The 18,918-nt window shown below is 64.0% G+C and carries 20 protein-coding genes and 1 tRNA gene; 10 read left to right on the top strand and 11 right to left on the bottom strand.

Features of this window, described 5'->3' with window-relative positions:
• Window positions 1–2: 2 nt before the first annotated feature.
• From rnd to HYR72_19770, 3 genes are read left to right on the top strand one after another with little or no spacing between them, the layout of a single operon-like run.
• On the top strand, window positions 3–1,244 hold the full coding sequence (rnd, locus tag HYR72_19780; GenBank protein MBI1817217.1) for a ribonuclease D: 1,242 nt from the start codon (window positions 3–5) through the stop codon (window positions 1,242–1,244).
• On the top strand, window positions 1,241–1,708 hold the full coding sequence (locus tag HYR72_19775) for a VOC family protein (protein MBI1817216.1): 468 nt from the start codon (window positions 1,241–1,243) through the stop codon (window positions 1,706–1,708). Before rnd ends, HYR72_19775 begins: the two co-directional genes overlap by 4 nt.
• Before the next feature lie 7 nt (window positions 1,709–1,715).
• Complete coding sequence (locus HYR72_19770) at window positions 1,716–2,180, top strand: SRPBCC family protein (GenBank protein ID MBI1817215.1); 465 nt, start codon at window positions 1,716–1,718, stop codon at window positions 2,178–2,180.
• 19 nt (window positions 2,181–2,199) lie between these two features.
• On the opposite strand, the gene HYR72_19765 is transcribed toward HYR72_19770, so the two are convergent.
• Window positions 2,200–2,745 (bottom strand): hypothetical protein, encoded by a 546-nt coding sequence (locus HYR72_19765; protein ID MBI1817214.1) that lies wholly within the window; start codon window positions 2,743–2,745, stop codon window positions 2,200–2,202.
• A 227-nt stretch (window positions 2,746–2,972) separates the two neighbouring features.
• Between HYR72_19765 and HYR72_19760 the strand changes: the two genes are divergently transcribed.
• A complete protein-coding gene (locus HYR72_19760; GenBank protein MBI1817213.1) occupies window positions 2,973–3,692 on the top strand; it encodes a hypothetical protein in 720 nt (239 codons plus the stop codon).
• On the opposite strand, the gene HYR72_19755 is transcribed toward HYR72_19760, so the two are convergent.
• Window positions 3,689–4,615 carry a transposase gene (locus HYR72_19755; GenBank protein ID MBI1817212.1) on the bottom strand — a complete coding sequence of 309 codons (927 nt, stop codon included), beginning with the start codon at window positions 4,613–4,615 and terminating at the stop codon, window positions 3,689–3,691. The two genes, HYR72_19760 and HYR72_19755, sit on opposite strands and share 4 nt — an antisense overlap.
• Before the next feature lie 224 nt (window positions 4,616–4,839).
• Between HYR72_19755 and HYR72_19750 the strand changes: the two genes are divergently transcribed.
• A complete protein-coding gene (locus tag HYR72_19750; GenBank protein ID MBI1817211.1) occupies window positions 4,840–5,025 on the top strand; it encodes a hypothetical protein in 186 nt (61 codons plus the stop codon).
• Between the two features lie 193 nt (window positions 5,026–5,218).
• Here the strand turns inward: HYR72_19750 and HYR72_19745 are convergent.
• Window positions 5,219–5,312 (bottom strand) — tRNA-Pro (locus HYR72_19745).
• 44 nt (window positions 5,313–5,356) lie between these two features.
• Window positions 5,357–5,761 (bottom strand): hypothetical protein, encoded by a 405-nt coding sequence (locus tag HYR72_19740; GenBank protein ID MBI1817210.1) that lies wholly within the window; start codon window positions 5,759–5,761, stop codon window positions 5,357–5,359.
• A 323-nt stretch (window positions 5,762–6,084) separates the two neighbouring features.
• On the opposite strand from HYR72_19740, the gene HYR72_19735 reads away from it, so the two are divergent.
• The gene (locus HYR72_19735) at window positions 6,085–6,762 is read left to right on the top strand and encodes a translation initiation factor IF-3 (protein ID MBI1817209.1); all 678 of its coding nucleotides are present in this window, start codon (window positions 6,085–6,087) and stop codon (window positions 6,760–6,762) included.
• Between the two features lie 21 nt (window positions 6,763–6,783).
• Here the strand turns inward: HYR72_19735 and HYR72_19730 are convergent, their stop codons facing one another.
• Both HYR72_19730 and HYR72_19725 read right to left on the bottom strand, forming a co-directional pair.
• Window positions 6,784–7,572: a hypothetical protein gene (locus tag HYR72_19730; protein ID MBI1817208.1), complete on the bottom strand. Its 789-nt coding sequence runs from the start codon at window positions 7,570–7,572 to the stop codon at window positions 6,784–6,786.
• Between the two features lie 11 nt (window positions 7,573–7,583).
• Window positions 7,584–8,204, bottom strand: a complete 621-nt coding sequence (locus tag HYR72_19725; protein MBI1817207.1) for a phosphoribosylglycinamide formyltransferase — start codon at window positions 8,202–8,204, stop codon at window positions 7,584–7,586.
• Window positions 8,205–8,361: 157 nt separating this feature from the next.
• Here HYR72_19725 and HYR72_19720 point away from each other — a divergent pair, with 157 nt between their 5' ends.
• Complete coding sequence (locus HYR72_19720; protein MBI1817206.1) at window positions 8,362–10,026, top strand: hypothetical protein; 1,665 nt, start codon at window positions 8,362–8,364, stop codon at window positions 10,024–10,026.
• A gap of 54 nt (window positions 10,027–10,080) precedes the next feature.
• Here the strand turns inward: HYR72_19720 and HYR72_19715 are convergent, their stop codons facing one another.
• Window positions 10,081–10,803, bottom strand: a complete 723-nt coding sequence (locus HYR72_19715; protein MBI1817205.1) for a glycosyltransferase family 2 protein — start codon at window positions 10,801–10,803, stop codon at window positions 10,081–10,083.
• A 108-nt stretch (window positions 10,804–10,911) separates the two neighbouring features.
• On the opposite strand from HYR72_19715, the gene HYR72_19710 reads away from it, so the two are divergent.
• From HYR72_19710 to HYR72_19700, 3 genes are read left to right on the top strand one after another with little or no spacing between them, the layout of a single operon-like run.
• The gene (locus HYR72_19710; protein ID MBI1817204.1) at window positions 10,912–12,411 is read left to right on the top strand and encodes a carboxypeptidase M32; all 1,500 of its coding nucleotides are present in this window, start codon (window positions 10,912–10,914) and stop codon (window positions 12,409–12,411) included.
• Window positions 12,412–12,469: 58 nt separating this feature from the next.
• Complete coding sequence (locus HYR72_19705) at window positions 12,470–13,540, top strand: lipoate--protein ligase family protein (GenBank protein MBI1817203.1); 1,071 nt, start codon at window positions 12,470–12,472, stop codon at window positions 13,538–13,540.
• Window positions 13,537–14,301, top strand: coding sequence for a HEAT repeat domain-containing protein (locus HYR72_19700; GenBank protein ID MBI1817202.1), 765 nt, complete (start codon window positions 13,537–13,539; stop codon window positions 14,299–14,301). The genes HYR72_19705 and HYR72_19700 overlap by 4 nt, the downstream gene beginning before the upstream one ends.
• 98 nt (window positions 14,302–14,399) lie before the next feature.
• Here the strand turns inward: HYR72_19700 and HYR72_19695 are convergent, their stop codons facing one another.
• The 4 genes from HYR72_19695 to HYR72_19680 form a co-directional block, all read right to left on the bottom strand.
• Window positions 14,400–14,936 carry a pyridoxamine 5'-phosphate oxidase family protein gene (locus tag HYR72_19695; GenBank protein ID MBI1817201.1) on the bottom strand — a complete coding sequence of 179 codons (537 nt, stop codon included), beginning with the start codon at window positions 14,934–14,936 and terminating at the stop codon, window positions 14,400–14,402.
• A 79-nt stretch (window positions 14,937–15,015) separates the two neighbouring features.
• Window positions 15,016–15,597 carry a L,D-transpeptidase gene (locus HYR72_19690; protein MBI1817200.1) on the bottom strand — a complete coding sequence of 194 codons (582 nt, stop codon included), beginning with the start codon at window positions 15,595–15,597 and terminating at the stop codon, window positions 15,016–15,018.
• Window positions 15,594–16,556: an alpha-L-glutamate ligase-like protein gene (locus HYR72_19685; protein MBI1817199.1), complete on the bottom strand. Its 963-nt coding sequence runs from the start codon at window positions 16,554–16,556 to the stop codon at window positions 15,594–15,596. Before HYR72_19685 ends, HYR72_19690 begins: the two co-directional genes overlap by 4 nt.
• Window positions 16,557–16,564: 8 nt before the next feature.
• Window positions 16,565–18,868, bottom strand: coding sequence for a hypothetical protein (locus tag HYR72_19680; protein MBI1817198.1), 2,304 nt, complete (start codon window positions 18,866–18,868; stop codon window positions 16,565–16,567).
• Window positions 18,869–18,918 lie beyond the last annotated feature (50 nt).

Below are 18,918 nucleotides of genomic sequence, written 5' to 3'. Positions count from 1 at the left end.
ACATGGATACTCAGCGGCCTGCTCACTCGCGTCACGAGTCGTTTGTCTACGTCGACGACGTCGCCGGCTTGCGCAATGTCGTCGCGCGGCTCGCCGACTCCGATCGCTTCGGCCTCGACACGGAGTTCGTCGGCGAACGCACGTATTTGCCGCAACTCGAATTGATCCAAGTGGCCAACGAGCATATCTGCGCCGTGATCGACTGTCGCGCCATCGGACAGCTCGACGCCTTCTTTCCTCTGCTGGCCGACGCGCGCGTCGAGAAGATCCTGCACGCGGGCCAACAAGACCTCGACCTGTTCTTCCTGCTCACGCAGGCGATCACCGAGCCGACATTCGATACGCAGGTGGCCGCCGCGATGGTCGGCTACGGCGCCCAGCCTGGCTACGCGCCGTTGGTCGAACGCGTGCTCGGCGTCACTGTCGAGAAGACCGAAACGCTGACCGACTGGACGCGACGCCCGCTGACTGCCGCACAACTGGCGTATGCGGCCGATGACGTGCGCCACCTGCTCCCGCTGCACGACCATTTGCGCCAACGCCTGCGGGAACTCGACCGCAGCGATTGGGCGCGCGAAGAATTCCAGCGCCTCGAACGCCTGGCGGCGACGGGCCGACTCGAACCGCAGGATGTCTATCTGCGCGTGCGCGGCCGCGGCAGCTTGCGTGCCAAGGGTTTGGCTGTCTTGCGCGAGCTCGCGGCCTGGCGCGAAGAACTGGCGCGCGAACGCAACAAGCCGCGCAGCAGCATCATGAAGGATGAGCTGATGGTGGAACTCGCGCGCCGCGCTCCCACCACGCCCGCCGCGCTGCGCGGCATTCGCGCCTTGCACTCGAAGGAGTTAGAGCGCAGCGCCGACCAACTGGTGGGCGCGGTCGAACGAGCGCTCGCACGACCCAAGTCGGACTGGCCGGAGTCGCCGAAGCACACCAGCGCCTCGACACCAACCGGTGTGATTGAGTTGCTGCAAGCGGTGTTGCGCACGCGCGCCGAACAGGCGCACATCGCGCCCGGACTGCTGGCCACCACCGCGGACCTCGAACTGTTGGCCACGCGGCACGGTAGCGGCGATGCCGCCGAGTTGCCGATCTTGCCAATCTTGCAAGGCTGGCGCCGCACGATCGCGGGCGATGCGTTGCTGCAGTTCCTTGACGGTCGCGCCAGTATTCGCTTCGATCCGGCTAAGCAGCGCCTCCGCGTTGACGCCGACCGCACGGGCGACATAGAACCGCCCGCACAATGAGCATCCTGCGACTCACGCACATCGGCATCTGCGTTTCCGATCTAGCACGTGCATTGCGGTTCTATCGCGACGGACTCGGATTCACCTACCTCTCGGATCTCCGCGTCGCCGGTGAACCGACTAATACATTGCTCCAGCTCAAGAACGTTGACCTCGAAGCGCGCTACCTCGAACGCGACGGCACGCGCATCGAGCTGCTGCACTATGCGTCACCCGGAACGGTCGGGGCCGGTCAACCGCGGCCGATGAATCAACTCGGACTGACTCACCTGTCGCTGCGGGTAACGAACCTCACCGAAGTGATCGCCAGTCTGCGCGCCGTCGGGGCGCGCGTGATCGAACCCTCGCGCATCGACATCCCGGCATTCGCGGCCGCCGCCATCTTCGTCACCGATCCCGACGGCACGTTGATCGAGTTGGTGCAGGCCCCCGGCGATCCTGCCGTGCCACCGGGCGCGGGGTGAGCACGCGGTGCGGCATCACGAGTTCACGTTGGAGATGCCCTTTGCCGCGCCGCGCATCTGGGCGCTGTTTCAACGCTACGACCTGTGGAAGCAGTACGCCCCAGCGGTGCTCGACGTCGAGATCGTCTACCCCGGCGATGCGAGCGGCAACGGCCTGCTGCGCAAAGTGATCTATCCCCTGCCCTTCGGCCGTCGCGGCGAGTCGTTCGAACTCGTCACCAACGTGCAACCGGATCGCGGCTACGACTATCAGATGTTGCGCACGGGATTGAGCGGTTCGATGATTTTGGAACCGCTCGGGGCGAATCGCACGCGGCTACGCTTTCGCGAATCGTTCGACCTCAAAGGCCCGCTGCGATTTGTCGAGGGACCGATCTATCGCTTCATAAACAAGAAGAACGAAGAGTCGATGCGGGGCGCCGCCGCCTGGCTCGCCGCGCATCCGGAGTTTCATCCGGAACTGAACGACTGAGGTGCTCCTGACTCCTGACTCACGATTCACCACTCACCAGCGTGATATCGATATTCAACTCGCTGGCGATGCGATCGAGTTCGCGGCGAAGGGTCGCGATGTCGGTATCACCTGGCACATCCATCTGGATCTGCATGGTGTAAATCGGCGAGCCGGAACCCGGCTCCGGACGCGACTGCGTGCGCATCTCGAAAATGTTGATCTCACGCGCGGCTAGGGAGCGCGCGACTTTGGCAACGATACCGGCCTTGTCGACGCCCACGGCCTGCAACGCGAAGCGTTGCGCATGGTGACGCGCACCGAACGGGACCGGCGCTCCGTCCAGCGGACGGAAGAACACCGTCAACCGCTTCTCCCACTCCAGGCGTTTGCAGGCGGCCGACAAGTGCTCGGCGACGCCGGCCGCTTCACCCGTGAGCAGCAACAGCACCGCGAACTCACTGCCGAGAATCGTCATGCTGGAATCTTCGAGGTTGCAGTCGCACTCGTAGATCAATTCAGCCAGATCGGCGACGATTCCGGGGCGATCCCCGCCGATCGCCGACAATGCGAACCACTGCTTCATGTGAGCCTCCGCTGCGGGCGATCCTAGGGGGTTCCCCCCAGGGGGTCAAATCTGACGCTGCCGAACTTGTGCAAACCGGGTACTGTCCGAAGTAGGACACTGAGGGCGGGGAACTAGGACACTCCGATGCAAGCCTTCATTTCCTCGCTTGGCCTGTCGCCTATTGTCTCCGGACTCTCCGCACTATCGGTTGACACGAGCGGCCATTGTCCGTCATGGGGTAGTGAATGTCACCGCACTGGAAGGTCTCGCTTCTCGCCGCGTCTGGGTTCGCAGCAGCCATACCCCCGTTCCTCAAAATTTTGGAGTATCTGGACGTATACCAATGGACGAAAGCGTTCGCATGGGTGCGCGAAATGACGGCGATTGTCGACCCTCAATATCTATTGCTAGCGGTGTTTCTCGTCGGCGTTGGCGGACTCATAGCTGTCTGGATTGCTGGTCGCAGGCATCCTATGGCGGCCGCATCTCTGTTTTTGGGCGTGCTTTGGTTCACTGTATCGTGTTGGTCGGCAAGCCGCGCGATCCATCCGCCCTTTGATCGTCGCCTTGATCCGGACCTGCGCGAGGCGCTTACTATCAAGCTCACCATGGAATGCACCCCCCAAAAGAGTTGTGCACCGCCCAAAGTGAGAGTGGTCTGGTATGGCACGCGCGAGGCGGAGGGTTTCGCGAGAGACTTCGTTGAGGTCTTCACCAAATCGGGTTGGGACGTGGTGCAGCAGCGTCAAAACAACCCGATGATCAAGGGGACCTGGTTCGCCTATACGCGAAACACCAGCGACAGCGCCACCGCAGAGAAGTTCTTGCGAGAATTGCAGGCGTCATTTCAGCCAGTTTATGCCGCTAGCTCTGACGCGCCAACCCAGGAGCACGAATGGTCCATCTGGATCGGACCACGAGATGCGTACAAGGACGAGCCACACAACGGCAACTCGGAACGCTAGCTCATCCGACCGCCGGGAATAACTCTAAGCTGCACCGGACGGTAGCCCGGCCGCATCGTGGTCGGCGGTGGCGGTGGATTCTCCGGTGCCACGGGCGCGCTGGTCGCCGCTTCGATCAACTCGCCGATCGTCCAAATGTGATTCGTCACGCCGAGCGCCATCGCCGGTGTGCAACGCAACGTCTCGTGAACGCGGCACAGGTTGTAGAAGGCCACCTGCAAGCTGATTGCCGCCGAGTGATTGCGCAGCGTCTTTGAGAAACCGTTGGTCAACCGCGTGAATCGCCGCATCTGCATCCGCGTCGTCAGGTTGAACCGCTCGACATAGCTGGTGCTGATCTTGTCCTCGTCAGGGTTGCCGCGAATGACCGTCTTTTCGACGGCTCTTATCGAGCTGGGGCTGTAGCGATGAGCGGCATCGGCCGCGATCGGCGCTTGGTACTGCTTTTCGAGAATCGCAAAGTCGACATCAACGCCGAACGCGCGATCAATCGCGCCGATGTATGGCGCGTACCCGTCCGCCGTGATCTGTGGCCGGTTCAGAATGCGGAAACGTAGATCGTTGACCAAGTGCCGGGTGTTCTCGCTGGTGCGCTTGCCGACGCGATAGCTGATGACGGCTTTCTGATTTGCGGCCAGCGCCACGAACAGCCACACGTCGCCGAGTTCGGGCGCGTCGCCGTTCTTCACCTGTTTCTGCTTCTTCCCAATAAACGCCCACTGCTCGTCCAGTTCGATGGTGTTCACCTGTAGGTCGCGCATCATCGCGTCGTGCAGGTTGCGGCACGCTTCGCCGATACGGACGCCGAGCCGCATCACAGTGTCCCTGTGAATTTCGGTGAGACGTTCGACGGTGCGGATGCCGCACCCTTCGGTGAGTGCGCCGATGACTAGGGCTTGCTGCTCAAGCGACAGCACGTTCATTGCGGGCTCCTACGTTGCCCACCGACGTGCTACGCTTGGCGCTCCCAGCATCCTTGCGTGACTCACGTCGCGTGGGGTTGTGGCCTCGCTCAAGGCTCCAACCTTGGGCGGGGCTCTGTTCCGAATACCGATCAACCATACGGCTAATGTATACACATTAAGCGCACAAGTCAAGCGGTTTATTTGAGCTTGCATTGTATTTCTTTTGTGCATACAATAGCCCCATGGCAACCGTGAAACGGCGCAAGCCACAGAAAGAACGCAAGGAAGAGGTAATCCCGGTGCGCGCGAGTGCCGAGCAAAAGCGCATGCTTACTGAAAAAGCCAAGCATCGCGGGCTTGGCCTTTCAACGTGGCTGCTGAATCTGGGAATGAGCGCGCCCGACCGGCCGACCGGCTCGGAGTCGTGAAAACTCCAAGCGCGGCCGGCGGGATCGGGTTAGGCTCTTCTCTTCTGCCGCATACACGCACCCGTCCTGTTGGTTCTAACCCTGCGCATGGCGAACCCAAGTTCCAACCGCATTGCGGTTGCAGGATGGCCCGTGATTCGGTAGACTCTCGACCGTGGATTGGGGAGAGCCTAGCAGGCATCCTCTAGGGTAACGGAGGGGACGCGATTCGAACGCGTGGCCCCCTGGGTTAATCAGGGAGCGCCCGATTCCAAGTCGGGTGTTTTAGGCCGCTCAACCACCCCTCCACGGGTATGCAGACAGCCGCCTGGCCAAGGCGGCTGTACTGTTTCTAGCTCATTGGTTTTCCTTTCAAAAGCGCGAAGGTGTTGGGTTTTGCATCCCGGCAAACGAAACGACCATCTTTCGCCATGCGCGCAAGTCCGCCAACAAGGGAGGCGAGGTTTACGCTCATCCCCTGCGATTCAATTTGCTCTGCGATTTTCTTTGCGTGCATCGGCGTTCCAGCTTCACGCAATACGCCGATTGCCCGGCCCATGAGTGATTTTGGACCAACCTTGCCAGCACGCGGATGCGTCCATTTTTTCCGCTGCCGGCGCGGTCCTGGTGCGTTGATGGGATCGGCGGCATGGGCGTCCACCAGCAGTAAACGTGCGCGCTCTAAAACCGCGACCTCTTCCTCTAGTCGCGTGATGAGCGCACGTTTAGAGCGAATCTCACTGTCGATGTCTTTCATGGCATGAACTCCACGGGCAATGTGCCTCGACCATGCTCAGTTGTCAAGGGCGCAGTTCTGCGCATACCCCAACAGGTAGGGGGTTGAGTGCATGCGGGGCACTAGGCATTGGTTCGGCGAAACAAAGCATGGATGTTCGCCTTTGTTTCGCCGATCACAACCTGGTGACCAGCGCGGCGGCGGATCGAAACTAGGACACCCGCGCTTTCAAATCAGGACACTACGCTCCTAACTAGGACAGTACCGCAAACCGATTGTCACTTGCTCGGCGGCGTTGTAAGGTACAGCTCGCTCTGATTGGGAGCATTTCGAAAGGAGGTCAATTGGCGTTTCGCGGAAGAGGACCACGGTTCATTGCCCCACCCCCCGATACTCATAAGATCAATCGTTTCATTCGGGCGCCACAAGTCCGGTTAATCGGCCCCGACGGTTCGCAGATCGGCATTGTGCCCTTGGAGGACGCGTTACGACGCGCGCAGGAAGCCGAGCTCGATCTGGTTGAGATCGCGCCGACCGCCCAGCCGCCGGTGTGCCGCATCTTGAACTACGGAAAATTCAAGTATCAGGAGCACAAGAAAGAGGCTGAGGCGCGCCGCAAGCAGGCGGTGACGACCATCAAGGAGCTGCGCCTGGGCTACCGCACCGACAGCGGCGACACCAAGCGTCAGATCGAACGCGCGCGCGAGTTCCTCGGCGCAGGCGACCGGGTAAAATTCTCGCTCCGCTTTCGCGGCCGCGAGATGACCTATCAGGATCTTGGCCGCCAGAAACTGATGGCCATCTGCGAAGCGCTCAAGGATATTGCCTCCATCGAGGGAACACCAAAGATGGAAGGCCGCATGATGGGCGTCTTGCTCGCACCGGGCGTGAAGAAGCCGAAACCTCCGGTCCGGCCGGCCGCGAAAGAATCCGCCAAAGACAAGGAAGCCGCCCCGGTCAAGGAGTCCACCCCCGCGGTTACGGCGGCTCCGGAAGCGCCACCGGCATCGAGTTCGTCGTAGTCTCGTCTGCCGTGCGCCGCATCAACGCGCGCTGCTCGCGGCGGCGTCCGGAGTCACCGTACCGGTAGCGTCGGCCCCGATTGCAATGAGTTCGACCACCACGTCCCGCTCGCGCGGCGGACCCATCGGTCCCACGATTCGCACGGCGAGATGCGGTGCCTCGAGGGCGATCCAGACGCGAAATTCCGGAATGAAGTAGCGCGCGAACGGCCGCAGGAATCCCGGGAAGTGCAAACTCTCGGGGTCCGGTCGCAGACGCATGCGGCGACAGGCGAAGCGCCCGGCCGGCACCGTGATCTCATCGCGGCCGTCGTCGCTCACCTCCATTCGCCACACCTCGGCTTCGCCGAGCACGTGAAACGAGCCGTGGCCCTGGCCATCGAGCGGCAGCGAACCGAGCAAGTACAACAACGTCGCGCGTGGCGGATACGTGTCGTCGGGGACACTCACGGCTGCAAACGGCAGCGCGTCGGCCCGAAACTGCTTCATGTTGACGGCCAACGTCTCGCCGTTGGCGGCGTGCACGCGCGTTTCCTGTTCGAGTGCACGCACCGTCGCCTCTGCCCGGACGAGCGTGTGTTCCTCCACCGTCACTCCGGCCGGTTCGAAGATCAGCGACCGCACCGCGATGAGTTGCTCGCCGTTGCGCTCGACCGGTTCGATCCATGTGCGCGTGGTGAACAGCACCTCGCCCGTCTGCTGCGATGTCGTGCGCGCCGCGATGGGCGGCAGGTGCGCGAAGTCCGGGCTCACCACCGGCGCCGCCCAACTCACGCCGCACCACAGCATCCACGCCGCGGCCGCACGCACGGTTGACCACACTACGGCGCAATACGGACGCGTCGGCCTTCGATGCGCAACCGGCCGTTCGACCATAGGCGGATCGCCTCAGGGTAGAGTTCATTTTCAACCGCTTGCACCCGTGTGGCCAGGGTTTGTGGTGTATCATCGTCGAGCACCGGCACGGCGGCTTGCAGAATGATCGGGCCGTGATCGTACTGGTCGTCCGCGAAGTGCACGGTGCAACCACTGACCTTGACGCCCGACTCGATCGCCGCGCGATGGACCTTCTCGCCGTAGAAGCCCTTGCCACAGAACGCCGGAATGAGGGCTGGATGAATGTTGAGTACGCGTCCCTCGTAGTGACCGCGCAACTGAAACTGGGACAAAAAACCGGCGCACACAATTAGTTCGAATCGATACGAGGCCAGCGCCGCGTGCAGCGCGTCATTGAACGCGTCGAGATCGGCGAAGTCACGACGTGGCACGGCGATGGCTGGAATTCCGGCCTGCCGCGCACGCTCGAGCCCAAAGGCGTCGGCACGCGAAGCCATCACCATCACGACTTCCGCGTCGAGCGAACCAGCCGCGATGCGATCGAGCAGGTTCTGCAAGGTGGTGCCGCTTCCCGACAGCAACACCGCGAGCCGAACGTGCGCCATCTACTTCGCTACTCCAGGCCAAGGATGGTCATGATGTTGCACGCGAGGCAGCCTAGGCAGTTCGCAGATCGGAATCAATCCCACCGTGCGCCCACCGTGGGCGCGCATCGCACGAGTTGACCCACTGCACCACGAGGGTTAGCGTCGCGCGCCACGCATGCCCCGGCCGGTTACCAAAGAACTTGTGCGCTTCGCTGCGATCTTCGCAGCACTGATCGCGCTGCACTGGTCGGCACTGACGCTGCCGCACCATTGGGATGCCCTCAACCGCGTTCACAACGCCCACACCATCGCGGCGCACGGCTTCAGTCCGTTGCTTCCGCAGGGGATGAGTTTTCTCGACGCCCAAGGCCGGCCGCCGTTCGTGCTGCTGCTCCTCGCCGTCACCGTACTCCTGCAACCGTACGACCTGATTGCAGCGCACGTGCTCTGGCTCGCCTTCGCCGCGCTGGCGATTTATCTGACCGATCGCCTCGGCCGTGCCGCCTGGAGCCCCTCAGAGAATTCATGGATTGGCGCGCTCGCCGCGCTGTGGTTGGTGGCAAATCCACTGTTCGTCGCCCAGAGCGAGATCATCGTGATGGAGGTGCCGGTCACCGCGTTCACACTCGCGGCCGCCGTCTGTCTCGTCGAGCGACGCTGGCGCCTCTATCTGCTGACCGCAACGATGCTTGTGCTCTCCAAGGAAGCGGCGCAACTGGCACTGCCGGGCTTCGTGCTCTACGCGTGGTGGGCCGCCCCGCCCGCACGTCGCTGGCGCGACAGCGCGTTGGCCGCCGCGCCCTTCCTCGCCTTTCTCGTGTGGATAGCTATCTGCAAGCTTCGTTACGGATGGTTCCTCGATCCCTACATGTCGAGCTACGTGCGCGTCGATGAAGCTGGCGCGGTAACGCGGGGCCTGCTGCTGAGCGTGATCCATTTCGCCACGCTCGTACTTCAGATTGGTTTCTGGGACGGCAACTGGACGATGACGCTGATCGTACTGGCGTCGTTCATTGCTCTGCCGCGCAACCGTTCGGGAGCGATGTGCGCCGCGCTCGCCACGGTGCTCGCCGTGCTCGCCTATCTCGTCTACCCGTGTACGTTGGCGGCGGTTGGCGATCAGGTGGCTCACGCGACCGGAGTCGTCACCACGGGGGCGCTGTTCGCGGACGTCTCGGAGCAACTCTCTCAGCTGCGCCTGGTGATGGGCGTGACCGTGGGAGTGCTCGTCCTCGCGCTGCCCGGGATTCGCCGCGCCCGCTGGAACAACGCGCGCGCGTGGCTCGTGCTCGGCATTCTGGCCGGGTACACCGGATTTTTCACCCTGCTCAAGTTTCGCATGGTCCGCTATCTGCTGCCGGTCTACCCGTTTGTCTTCTTGGTGGCCGCAGCGGCGCTGGTCAGCCGGGCCGGTGCGCGACGCCTGCGCGTGACCGCGGTCACCCTTGCTGTCGTCGCTCTGTTCGTGTCGCACTACTACGGCGTCCGAACCGGGCCGGGTAACATCGTCGAGACCACGCTCGAGTTTCGCGACATGATCGCGGTGCGGCGCGCGGCGGCCGCCTACCTCGAAGGTCATCCCCGGGCACGCGTGCTCGCGAGTTGGCCGGAGACGATGGAACTAGGCTACCCGTTCGAGGGGTACGTCACGCAACCAGTCTTCGTAGCCGAGGACGCACTGCTCGACGTCGACTTCGTGTACGTCTCACCGCAGTCGCGCGACCCCGATCTCGCCGCGACCCTGCGACGCGCTCGTCCCGACATCCAACTCCAACGCGTCTTCCGCGCCGAGCGGGGCGCGAAATCGGTCGAGGTCTTCCGCGTCGTCCATCGGCAGTGATGGAAGGCGCATCATCCTCGCTGGCGCGCCCACAGAAACCACGTGCCGCGCGGGTCAGTCACGGAACCGGTAGCGGAGCAACGTGAACACCGCCGTGAAGCCATCCCGCCAATTCACCTTCTTACCTTCGGCCGCGCTGCGCGCTTGGTAGCGGACCGGCACTTCGTGGATGCGGTAGCCGGCCCGCAGGACTTTGGCAGTCACCTCCGGACAAAACTCGAATCCGATGCAATTCAATTGCACGCGCCGCAGTACCTCGGCGCGGAACAGCTTGTAGGCGGTGGCCTCGTCGCTCAGGTGCTGCCCGAACAACAACCCGACCGCCCGTGCCAACAAGTAGTTCGCCAGCCGATTCGCCGGCCGCATGCCACGGATGCTGCCGAGGAAACGCGACCCGTACACAACGTCGGCGCGGCCCGCGAAAAACGGCGCCAGCAATGCCGGATAGTCGCCAACGTCGTACTCGAGATCGGCGTCCTGAATCAGCACCACATCGCCGGTGGCGTAGCGGAGCCCGACTCGAATCGCCGTACCCTTTCCAAAATTCTGCCGCGAGGTGTGCACCGCGATCACGCCCCGCGCCTGATACTCCGCCAAGCGCTGCCCGGTGCCGTCGGTCGAGCCATCGTCGACGACGATGATCTCCTTCGGGACTCCCACGTCGATGGCCACCACCTGGTCGATCACCTGCCCGATCGAATTGATCTCGTTGTAGACCGGAATAATCACCGACAACCTGCGCACCGCCGCGACCTGCGCCTCAGAAACCTCACCCATCGCGCGCCGAGCCAAGCATAGGACGCGGCTGGAGGCCAGCTCCGCGAACCCGGCGCGATTCGCCTCTCGGTTTGACTTTTCCCGCCGAACTCGTGTTTCACGAGACCTATGCAGCACGAGTACGAGGCGCTGGTTGTGGCGCTGCGCGAGCAATACGATCTCAAGTGCATGCTCGCCCTGCTCGATTGGGATCAGGAAACGCAGCTGCCCGCGGGCGCGGGCGCCGGCCGGGCGCGACAGATCGGCGCACTGGCGGCGATCATTCATGAACGCGAGACGGCGCCCGCATTCCTCGCGGTGGTCGACGATCTCGCTGCCGATCTCACTCGCCTGGACGCCGGCCAACAAACCGACGTGCGCGAAACCAAGTGGCGGCTCGACCGCAAGCGGTGTCTCGACACGGCACTGGTGCGCGAGCGTGCGGCACTGCGCAGCGAGTCACACTCGGTGTGGATCGTGGCGCGGCGCGACGACGACTTTACCGCCCTCGCGCCGTACCTGCGGCAACTGGTGACGATCGAGCAACGCGTCGCGACCGCCATCGATGACACCAAGCCGCCCTACGATGTGCTGCTCGAAGGGTTCGAGCCGGGCGCCACCACCGCGCTACTCGAACGGATGTTTCGCGAACTTCGCACCGGGCTGGTCCCGTTGGTCGCGCGGCTGAAGGCGGACATCGCGCGCCGTCCGCTTGACAGCTCCGCGTTGCGCGGCACCTTCCCGCTGGCGGCACAGCAGCGTTTCAACCGGATGGTTGCGCAACAGCTCGGGCTCGACTTCCAACGCAGTCGCCTCGACGAATCCGCGCATCCGTTCACCACCGAGGTCGGCGACGACGTACGCATCACCACCCGCTTCAGTAAAACCGATCTGCGCTACGGGCTGTCCTCGACTATTCACGAGACCGGTCACGCTCTGTACGAGCAGGGGCTCGATCACAGCGCGCTCGGTACGCCCCGCGGGACTGCCTGTTCCATGGGCGTCCACGAGTCGCAGTCGCGTCTGTGGGAGAACCTCGTCGGCCGCTCGGCTGGCTTTTGGCGATGGTTGCTGCCGCTAGCGGCCAAAACCTTTCCCCAGTTGGCGACCCGCTCACTCGCCTCGGTGCTGCTGGCCGTCAACGAAGCACGACCATCACTCATCCGCACGGAAGCCGACGAGCTGACCTATAACCTGCACATCATCGTGCGCTTCGAGCTCGAGCACGCGCTCGTCAGCGGCGACCTGACCGTCGCCGATCTGCCCGGCGCCTGGGGCGAGAAGATGCGCCACTACCTCGGCATTGCGCCGCGCACTGATCGCGACGGGGTGTTGCAAGACGTACATTGGTCGGAAGGTCTGTTTGGCTACTTCCCGACCTACAGCCTGGGCAATCTGTACGCTGCGCAATTGTACGCCGCCGCGGAACGTGAGTTGGGGTCCATCGACGCCGCCTTCGCGCAGGGCGATTTTCATCCGCTCCTGGCGTGGTTGCGCCACCACATCCATCGCCACGGACAAACGCATCGCGCCCCCGAGCTGATCGCGCACGCCAGCGGGGCGCCGCCGAGCGCCACGCCGCTGCTGGCGCATCTCGCTCGCAAACTCGAGTGGATCGAAGCCCGTTGAGCGACCGTTGAGCGACCTTTCCGCTTTCTGGTCCGCGATGCTATGAGCCGCGCAGCCGATGCAGACGGTTGATTTCATCGTCGAGGAGGGCGTCACCCCCGCGCACAGTCTGGCGGCTGACCGGCATTTCATGCACGCGGTACCGCGCGCGTCGCGCACCCGCAACGCCGTGCTCCGCGTCTACACTTTCCCGGGCAATCTCCTGGCGCTAGGGCGCTATCATCTGGCTCCACCCAACTCGTCGCCGGCCGGAGGCATCACGCCCATTCGGCGGCACTCGGGCGGACGGGCCCTGCCCTTCGGCGACGGCTTCGTCGGCCTGTCGCTGGTGCTGCCGCATCGCTCGGCCCTCTTTTCCCAGGACCCCTTCGCCCTCGCGCCGTATCAGGTGCTCAATCGGTACGTGCGCGGCGTGCTTGAGAGCTGCAAGCTCGTCAACATGCCTGCGTTCTATCCCGGGCGCGACTTTGTGACGGTCGACGGACGCATCATCGGGATGGTGTCCTTCGAAACCGATGAGGCCGGGGCCTTGTTGTTCGAAGCCATCCTCGCCAATACGCGTGATTTCAGCGCGCTGCCCCGGCAGCTCGAAGCCGTCGATCCCACCGGCGTGATCAAGGCGGAGATGCTCACGCCCGATAGCACGACCTCCCTAGCACGCGAGTTGGGCACCGAACTCGCACTCGGTGAGGTTGCCGAGATGTTGCAACGGGGGTTCGCCAAGCAGTACGGCTTGCTGTTGGAACCCCACACGCTCAGCCCGCTGGAAGTGCAAGCCATCGACGCGCTCGCCGGCCGCGAGTTTCAACCCGACAGCTGGCTGCGCCAGCGTCAGCCACGTCTGGATCTGGATCACGCAGCGTCGACCTGGGTGCAGCTGGGCATCTTCGAGACCCACTTCTCGTTGGAACAAGATCGCTTCCTGAAGGAGATTCAGTTCAGCGGCGACTTCATCGCCAACTCGCCGGCGGTAACTCGACTCGAGCACGAGCTGCGTCTGTGCCCGGCCGAATGGCGCGCCATCGATGCGGTCGCGTCGGAGATTTTCTCGCAACCCGAGCATTTCATCCTCGGCATCGGTAAAGCGCGAGCGATCGCCGACACCATCATGCGAGGCCTCTCTGCGTGACCGCGCCGGATGCGTTGAACGCGATCGCCCGGCTGGGCACTGCCACCAGCGCGAGCGTCGATGATGTTGCGTTCTTGATCGCGCACCTCGGTGATCCTCGTAAGCTCGTCCAGCGCCGCGCCGCCGAAGCGCTCGCGGTGCTCGCTCAAGCCGGAGTCTTGGTGCGGCCCGCCCTGTTGCAGGCACTCGACGACGCGCAACTGCCGCGGCGCTGGGGCGCCGCGTACGCGCTCGCACGCATCGGCCCCCCGCCGCCAGCCGCAATCGCCACGCTCATCGAGGTCATGGGCTCCAACGACGGCGACCTGCGCTGGGCTGCCGCTGACATTCTCAAGCGGCTCGGCCCGCAAATCCTCCCGCCGGTGATCGGCATCGCCAGCAGCGGTAATCCCCCGCAGCGGAAGATGGCGCTCTACTGTCTGCGCGATCTTGCCATCAGTTCGGTGGAGGTCGACTCGGTGATCACGACGGCGCTCACCGACGTTGATGTCGGGGTACGTCTCGCCGGCTTGAGCGCGCTGGTCCGCGTCACCCGCGACGCGCCGGCCGCCGTCGCCTGGGTCGTGCGTCTAGCCCGCGATGCCGACGCGGGCGTGCGGCGCGCCGCGATGAGTGCCCTCGGCTCGCTCGGTCATTGCACGGTTGAGGTTAAACGGATCGTGATAGAGGCGGCACAGACTTCGAATGACCCCGGGTTGCGTCGCGCCGCCGAGCGCACCATGCGGATGCTCCAGCTACGGCCTCCCAATCCTATCCGCTAGTGTCTCGAGACCGTTCCCACCACACGCGAGAACGAAGCGCGGCCACAATGGATCGACTTGCGCGATCCGACGGTACTGAGATCGTGCGGGACGCGATACTAGCGCACGATCGGTGCCTGCGGCGCGGTGTGCTCGGTCAGGTACGCTTCCCAATCCACTTCGGCGTGCTTCTTGTCGTAGTACTTGCTCAACGTCTCTCGCTGGCCGCGATACTCGAACAGCGGCACCGCGTAGCCACACGAGGTTTGCACTCGCTGCACGGTGATCGCAATGAGTTGGCGGGTATGCGAGCCGACCGTGTCCCCCAACACGCCGGCGAGTTCCGCGAACTCGTCGCTGTGGCGAGCGATCACCTGCCCTTTGCCATAAACACGCAGGATCGTCGTGCCGCCCTCGAAGCTGCAGAACATCAACGTGATGCGGCCGTGTTCCGCGACGTGCGTGGCGGTCTGGTTACCGCTGCCCGGCCAGTCGACGTAGACGAGCCGATCCGGTCCCAGCACCGTCAACGCTTCGTAGCCTTTCGGCGACAGATTCGGGTGCGCCCCGTCTGTCGCGGAAGCTACGAAGAACATGTGCTGCTTCTCGATGAACGCAATGTGCTCGGGTTCGAGTCGCTCGAAGAACGCGGCCATGGGTTTCCTCCCGCACCCAGCGGTACATGAAGTCCGCGCGAAGCGCGAGCAACTTCCAACGTTGTGGGAACTCAGCGCCTCAATCGTGGATGTTGACCGGCGTGCCGAGCGGGACGATGGGGAACAGATAGTCGATGTCGTCGTCGCTGACTGCGATGCAGCCTTCGGTCCAATCACTATCGCGAGCATGGCGCCCGCCGTGACCGTGAATGCCGACGCGGCCGCCGAGGGGCGTGCGCCACGGCGGCGGCTCGCCGCGCAGGTTCGCAAACAGAATATCCGCCCATTGGTCGGCGGTGATCAACTTAGCCGCGAAGCCCCGCTCCGCGTCATCGACGTTGGGATAGCTGATGCCCAGAAAGTGTCGAAACGGGCTGTTCGGCCGTTTCTCCGAAACGTAGTAGTGACCGACCGGCGTGCGTCCGTCGCCTTGGTGAAGCTTGGCCGCCGTCGGCTCACCTCCGAGTTTGATGCGAAACTTGCGCGTCGTGTGTCCATCCTGCTGCAGCCACATCTCGCGTTTGGCCTTCCACACTTCAAGCGCCGGCACCGCAGGCTTGAAGTGCCGCCTATCGTCGGCCCGGCCCATCGCCGCGAATGCCAGCACCGCGGCCGCGCCGATCATCAGCCACAGTGCGTTCCGCCCCGGTCGTCCTATCATCGCACTCGGTTTCCTTCCTCGCTCACGGCAATACCGAGAAGCACACGCTGTTCCACATCAGTTGTCCCTCGCTCGGCGTGCAAGGCGCGCCCCAGACCGTCCAACAACGGACGCAGCCCGCAACGATTCGCCAATTGGATACTCAAACCGGGCCGCGCGTTCAACTCTAAAATGACCGGCCCCCTGCGGCCGTCGATGACGATGTCGACGCCCAGGTATCCCAGCGGCACGGCATCGTAGCAGCGCGCGGCCAATCGGAGCACGTCTCGCCAGTCCGAAACGCGTACGGCCGACAGCGGTTGCTCGGTATCGGGATGGCGCGCCACCGAGCGATCACGCCAGATGGCGTGCCGGGCCACGCCGGAGGCCAGATGCAAACCCACTCCGATGCCGCCCACGTGCAGATTCGCACGCCCACCCGACGCCCGCGTCGGCAACCGCAGCATCGCCATCAACGGCACGCCCTGCACTACCAGCACGCGCAGATCTGCCACCCCCGCCGGACAGAACGGCGCCAGTGCCGCGTCCGTCCGCAGGCGCTCTTCCACAAGCACCTCGTCGCGGGTCTGACTCAACGAAAACGCACCACCGAGGATATCGGCCGCATGCGCCAGCAGATCGCGCCGCGTCAGCGTGCCGCCGCCGACTCGCATCAACCGATCGCCGCTGCGACCGGCGATGACCACCACGCCTTCCCCGCCGGCGCCGCGCGCCGGCTTGAGAACGAATTCCTCGTGCTGTTCGATCGCCCTCTGAAGACTGCCCAACTCGCGCACGCGATCGCAACGCGCGTGCGTCGCGGGCACCGCAAGCCCGCGCTGCGCCAGCACCGCCTTCGTGCGCGCCTTGTGATCTACCAGCGCGACCAACTGCGGCGAGTTGAGCCGCAGCATCAGTTGCTGAGTGCGACGATTGAGCCCGAGCACGTTGCGATGCAGCCACCGCAGCCGAGCGATCACTCGAGGACTCATCCGTCCCCCCACGGTTTCTCCGACCGTCGCGTGAGATCGAAGAAGCGGATGTACTCGAGCAACCGCAGCCCACGCCATTTGCCGAGCGCCACATCCACGACGATGGCAATCAGCAAGACCTCCGGGAACACCAACACCACCGACTGCAGCCCGGTGGTCTCGACCGCGAGGTAGCACACCACCGCGAGCAGCAACGTATTCACCGTCAGGCGAATGGCTTCGCGCGTACCGAACTCGGCTTGCGAGGAACTGAAGTTCTCGATCACGCTCGACATGATCACCATCGGAAAGATGCTCACGTTCATTAGCGCGCCGATCCCAAACGACGCGCCCAGCACCGTCAGCCCGGCCATGATGCCCGCCACCACTGCGATGAGAATCGCCAAGCGCGACACCAGCTGCAACCGCACCCGCTGCAACAACGCGCGCATCACCGCCCCAAGCCCGACGATGACGGCGAAGATCGCCGCGCCCCAACGCAAGCCGGTGGTCAGAAAGGCGAGCGAGACGATCACCGGCGAGAAGGTCCCGAACGTTTCGAGCCCGATCAGCGTGCGTGCAATCACAATGATCGCCGCGATGATCGGCAGAATGAGAATCAGATTGAGCGCCTGCAGCGGTACCTGGGCGCGTACCGCACGCACCCAGGCTTCCACCACCGCGCGGCGCCACCAGCCCAGCGCGGCATACGCGTCGGCATTGATCACCAGCGGCTTGACGTCCCACTTGCGCGCCTCCTCAACCATCGGCACGCCATTGATCAAGTTCGCCCGCGCGGTTTCCCACAAGGCCAGCAAGCTGGTCGGGCGATTCACCAGTACGACCTCACCCGCCTGCACCAGCTGATGCAGGACGACGCCGATCACCGCGCCCACCGGACGCAGGAAGTCGCCCGCGATCACGATCCGCGCGTCGCCGAGGTCGATGCCCTTCTCGCCGAGCGTGAGGAGCGCGTAGAGCCCGGCGTCATCACTGGTGGCGATCAGCAGCAAGTGCGCTTTACGAATCAACGCCAAGTTGTTGTTCACCAAGCGCTGTAGGTACAGCTCGCGAAAGTAGCGGGACTCGAAACGCGCCTGCAGGAGCACGACATCGACCTCGTCGCTTTGCGCCTCTTGCACGATGCGGTCGCTCACGGCCTCGGGCACGCTCTGATCGACGATGACGACCACCGACGCCACCGGCCGCTCGACATAGCTGGCGGTAGTGCGCACGTGCTCCGCTCCCTTGGCCGCGGTAGCGCGCGCCGGTGCCCGCCCCGGTGTCGGCTCGGGACCGACACCCACCGCCGCTTCGCGGCTCACTTGGTGGACGACGAATCCGTACTCCACCTGCAACTCGCTGCTGTGAATGATGAGCGGCAGGTCGCCGCGGTAGAGCGCGAGGTATTGCTGTGGGAGCCAGCCGAAGTAGTCACCGCCCGGATCGAACGGCACCCAGCCGTCCGGCGCATCGCTGAGGCGGGCTTCGACCCACGAAATCGTCGCGCGCTTCTTGCTCGCATCGTCGAGCTTGAGTCCGCCGACCACGCGCGCCGGAATCCCAATGGCGCGCAACATGGCGGTGAGCAAACGCGCCTTGCCCGTCGTATTGCCGCGCTCCTCGTGCAGCACGGTGCGCGCGTCGGCGCGGGCCTCCGAGCTACCCCCCTTCACAAACGCGGCGGTATACTGAAACAGAGTCCAGACGGCGGTGTCCACGGTCTCCGCGTCCTTGATCAGGTCGCGCGCGCGCGCGCGAATCTCGGCGTCATCGCTCTGAATCAATGACGAAGCGACGAGTTCCGCCTGCGCGTCACGCGCTGCGATGAATCTCTTTAGCGGCGTGTGCGGAACCGGCCGCTCGTAGTCGCTCGCCGCCAGCGTGATGTCGTAGCCAACTTCCGCCGCCCGGCCATCGCCGAGCACTGCGCTCCACTGACCCCACAAGTTCTCGTGTTGCGGCTCTTCGCGAAAATTGAATCCGTCGCTGGTGATGTGGCGGCTGAAAACGTGCTGCCGGGCATCCGAGAGCGGCAGCAGCATCTGCACACGCCCGCCGGCCGGGACGCGCGCCATTTTCAAGAACGCCTGCACACGCCAGTAGGCGGTCCCCGGTGAGACCGGCCGCTCGCGCGCTTGGCGCGCGTCGTCACGACCGGTGAAGACCTCCGTGCCGACTGTTGGGGTTAGCTCCGCAGCGGTCGCCGGTGAGGCCAACGCAGCCACAACGCCGAGCACGAGCACAACGGCGCGAATTCGCACGCTGCGGGAGTAACAGAGCCATTCACGACCGGCAAGCCGCCCGTTCACGCGCAGCATCACTCAACTTGCCATCACCGATCAAACGTGGAACATACGCGGCGCACTTC

This window comes from Deltaproteobacteria bacterium, assembly GCA_016178705.1.
Taxonomy (GTDB): Bacteria; Desulfobacterota; Binatia; order HRBIN30; family JACQVA1; genus JACOST01.
Note: the sequence above shows the minus strand (reverse complement) of the source record. Positions and strands in the feature narration are given on the sequence as shown.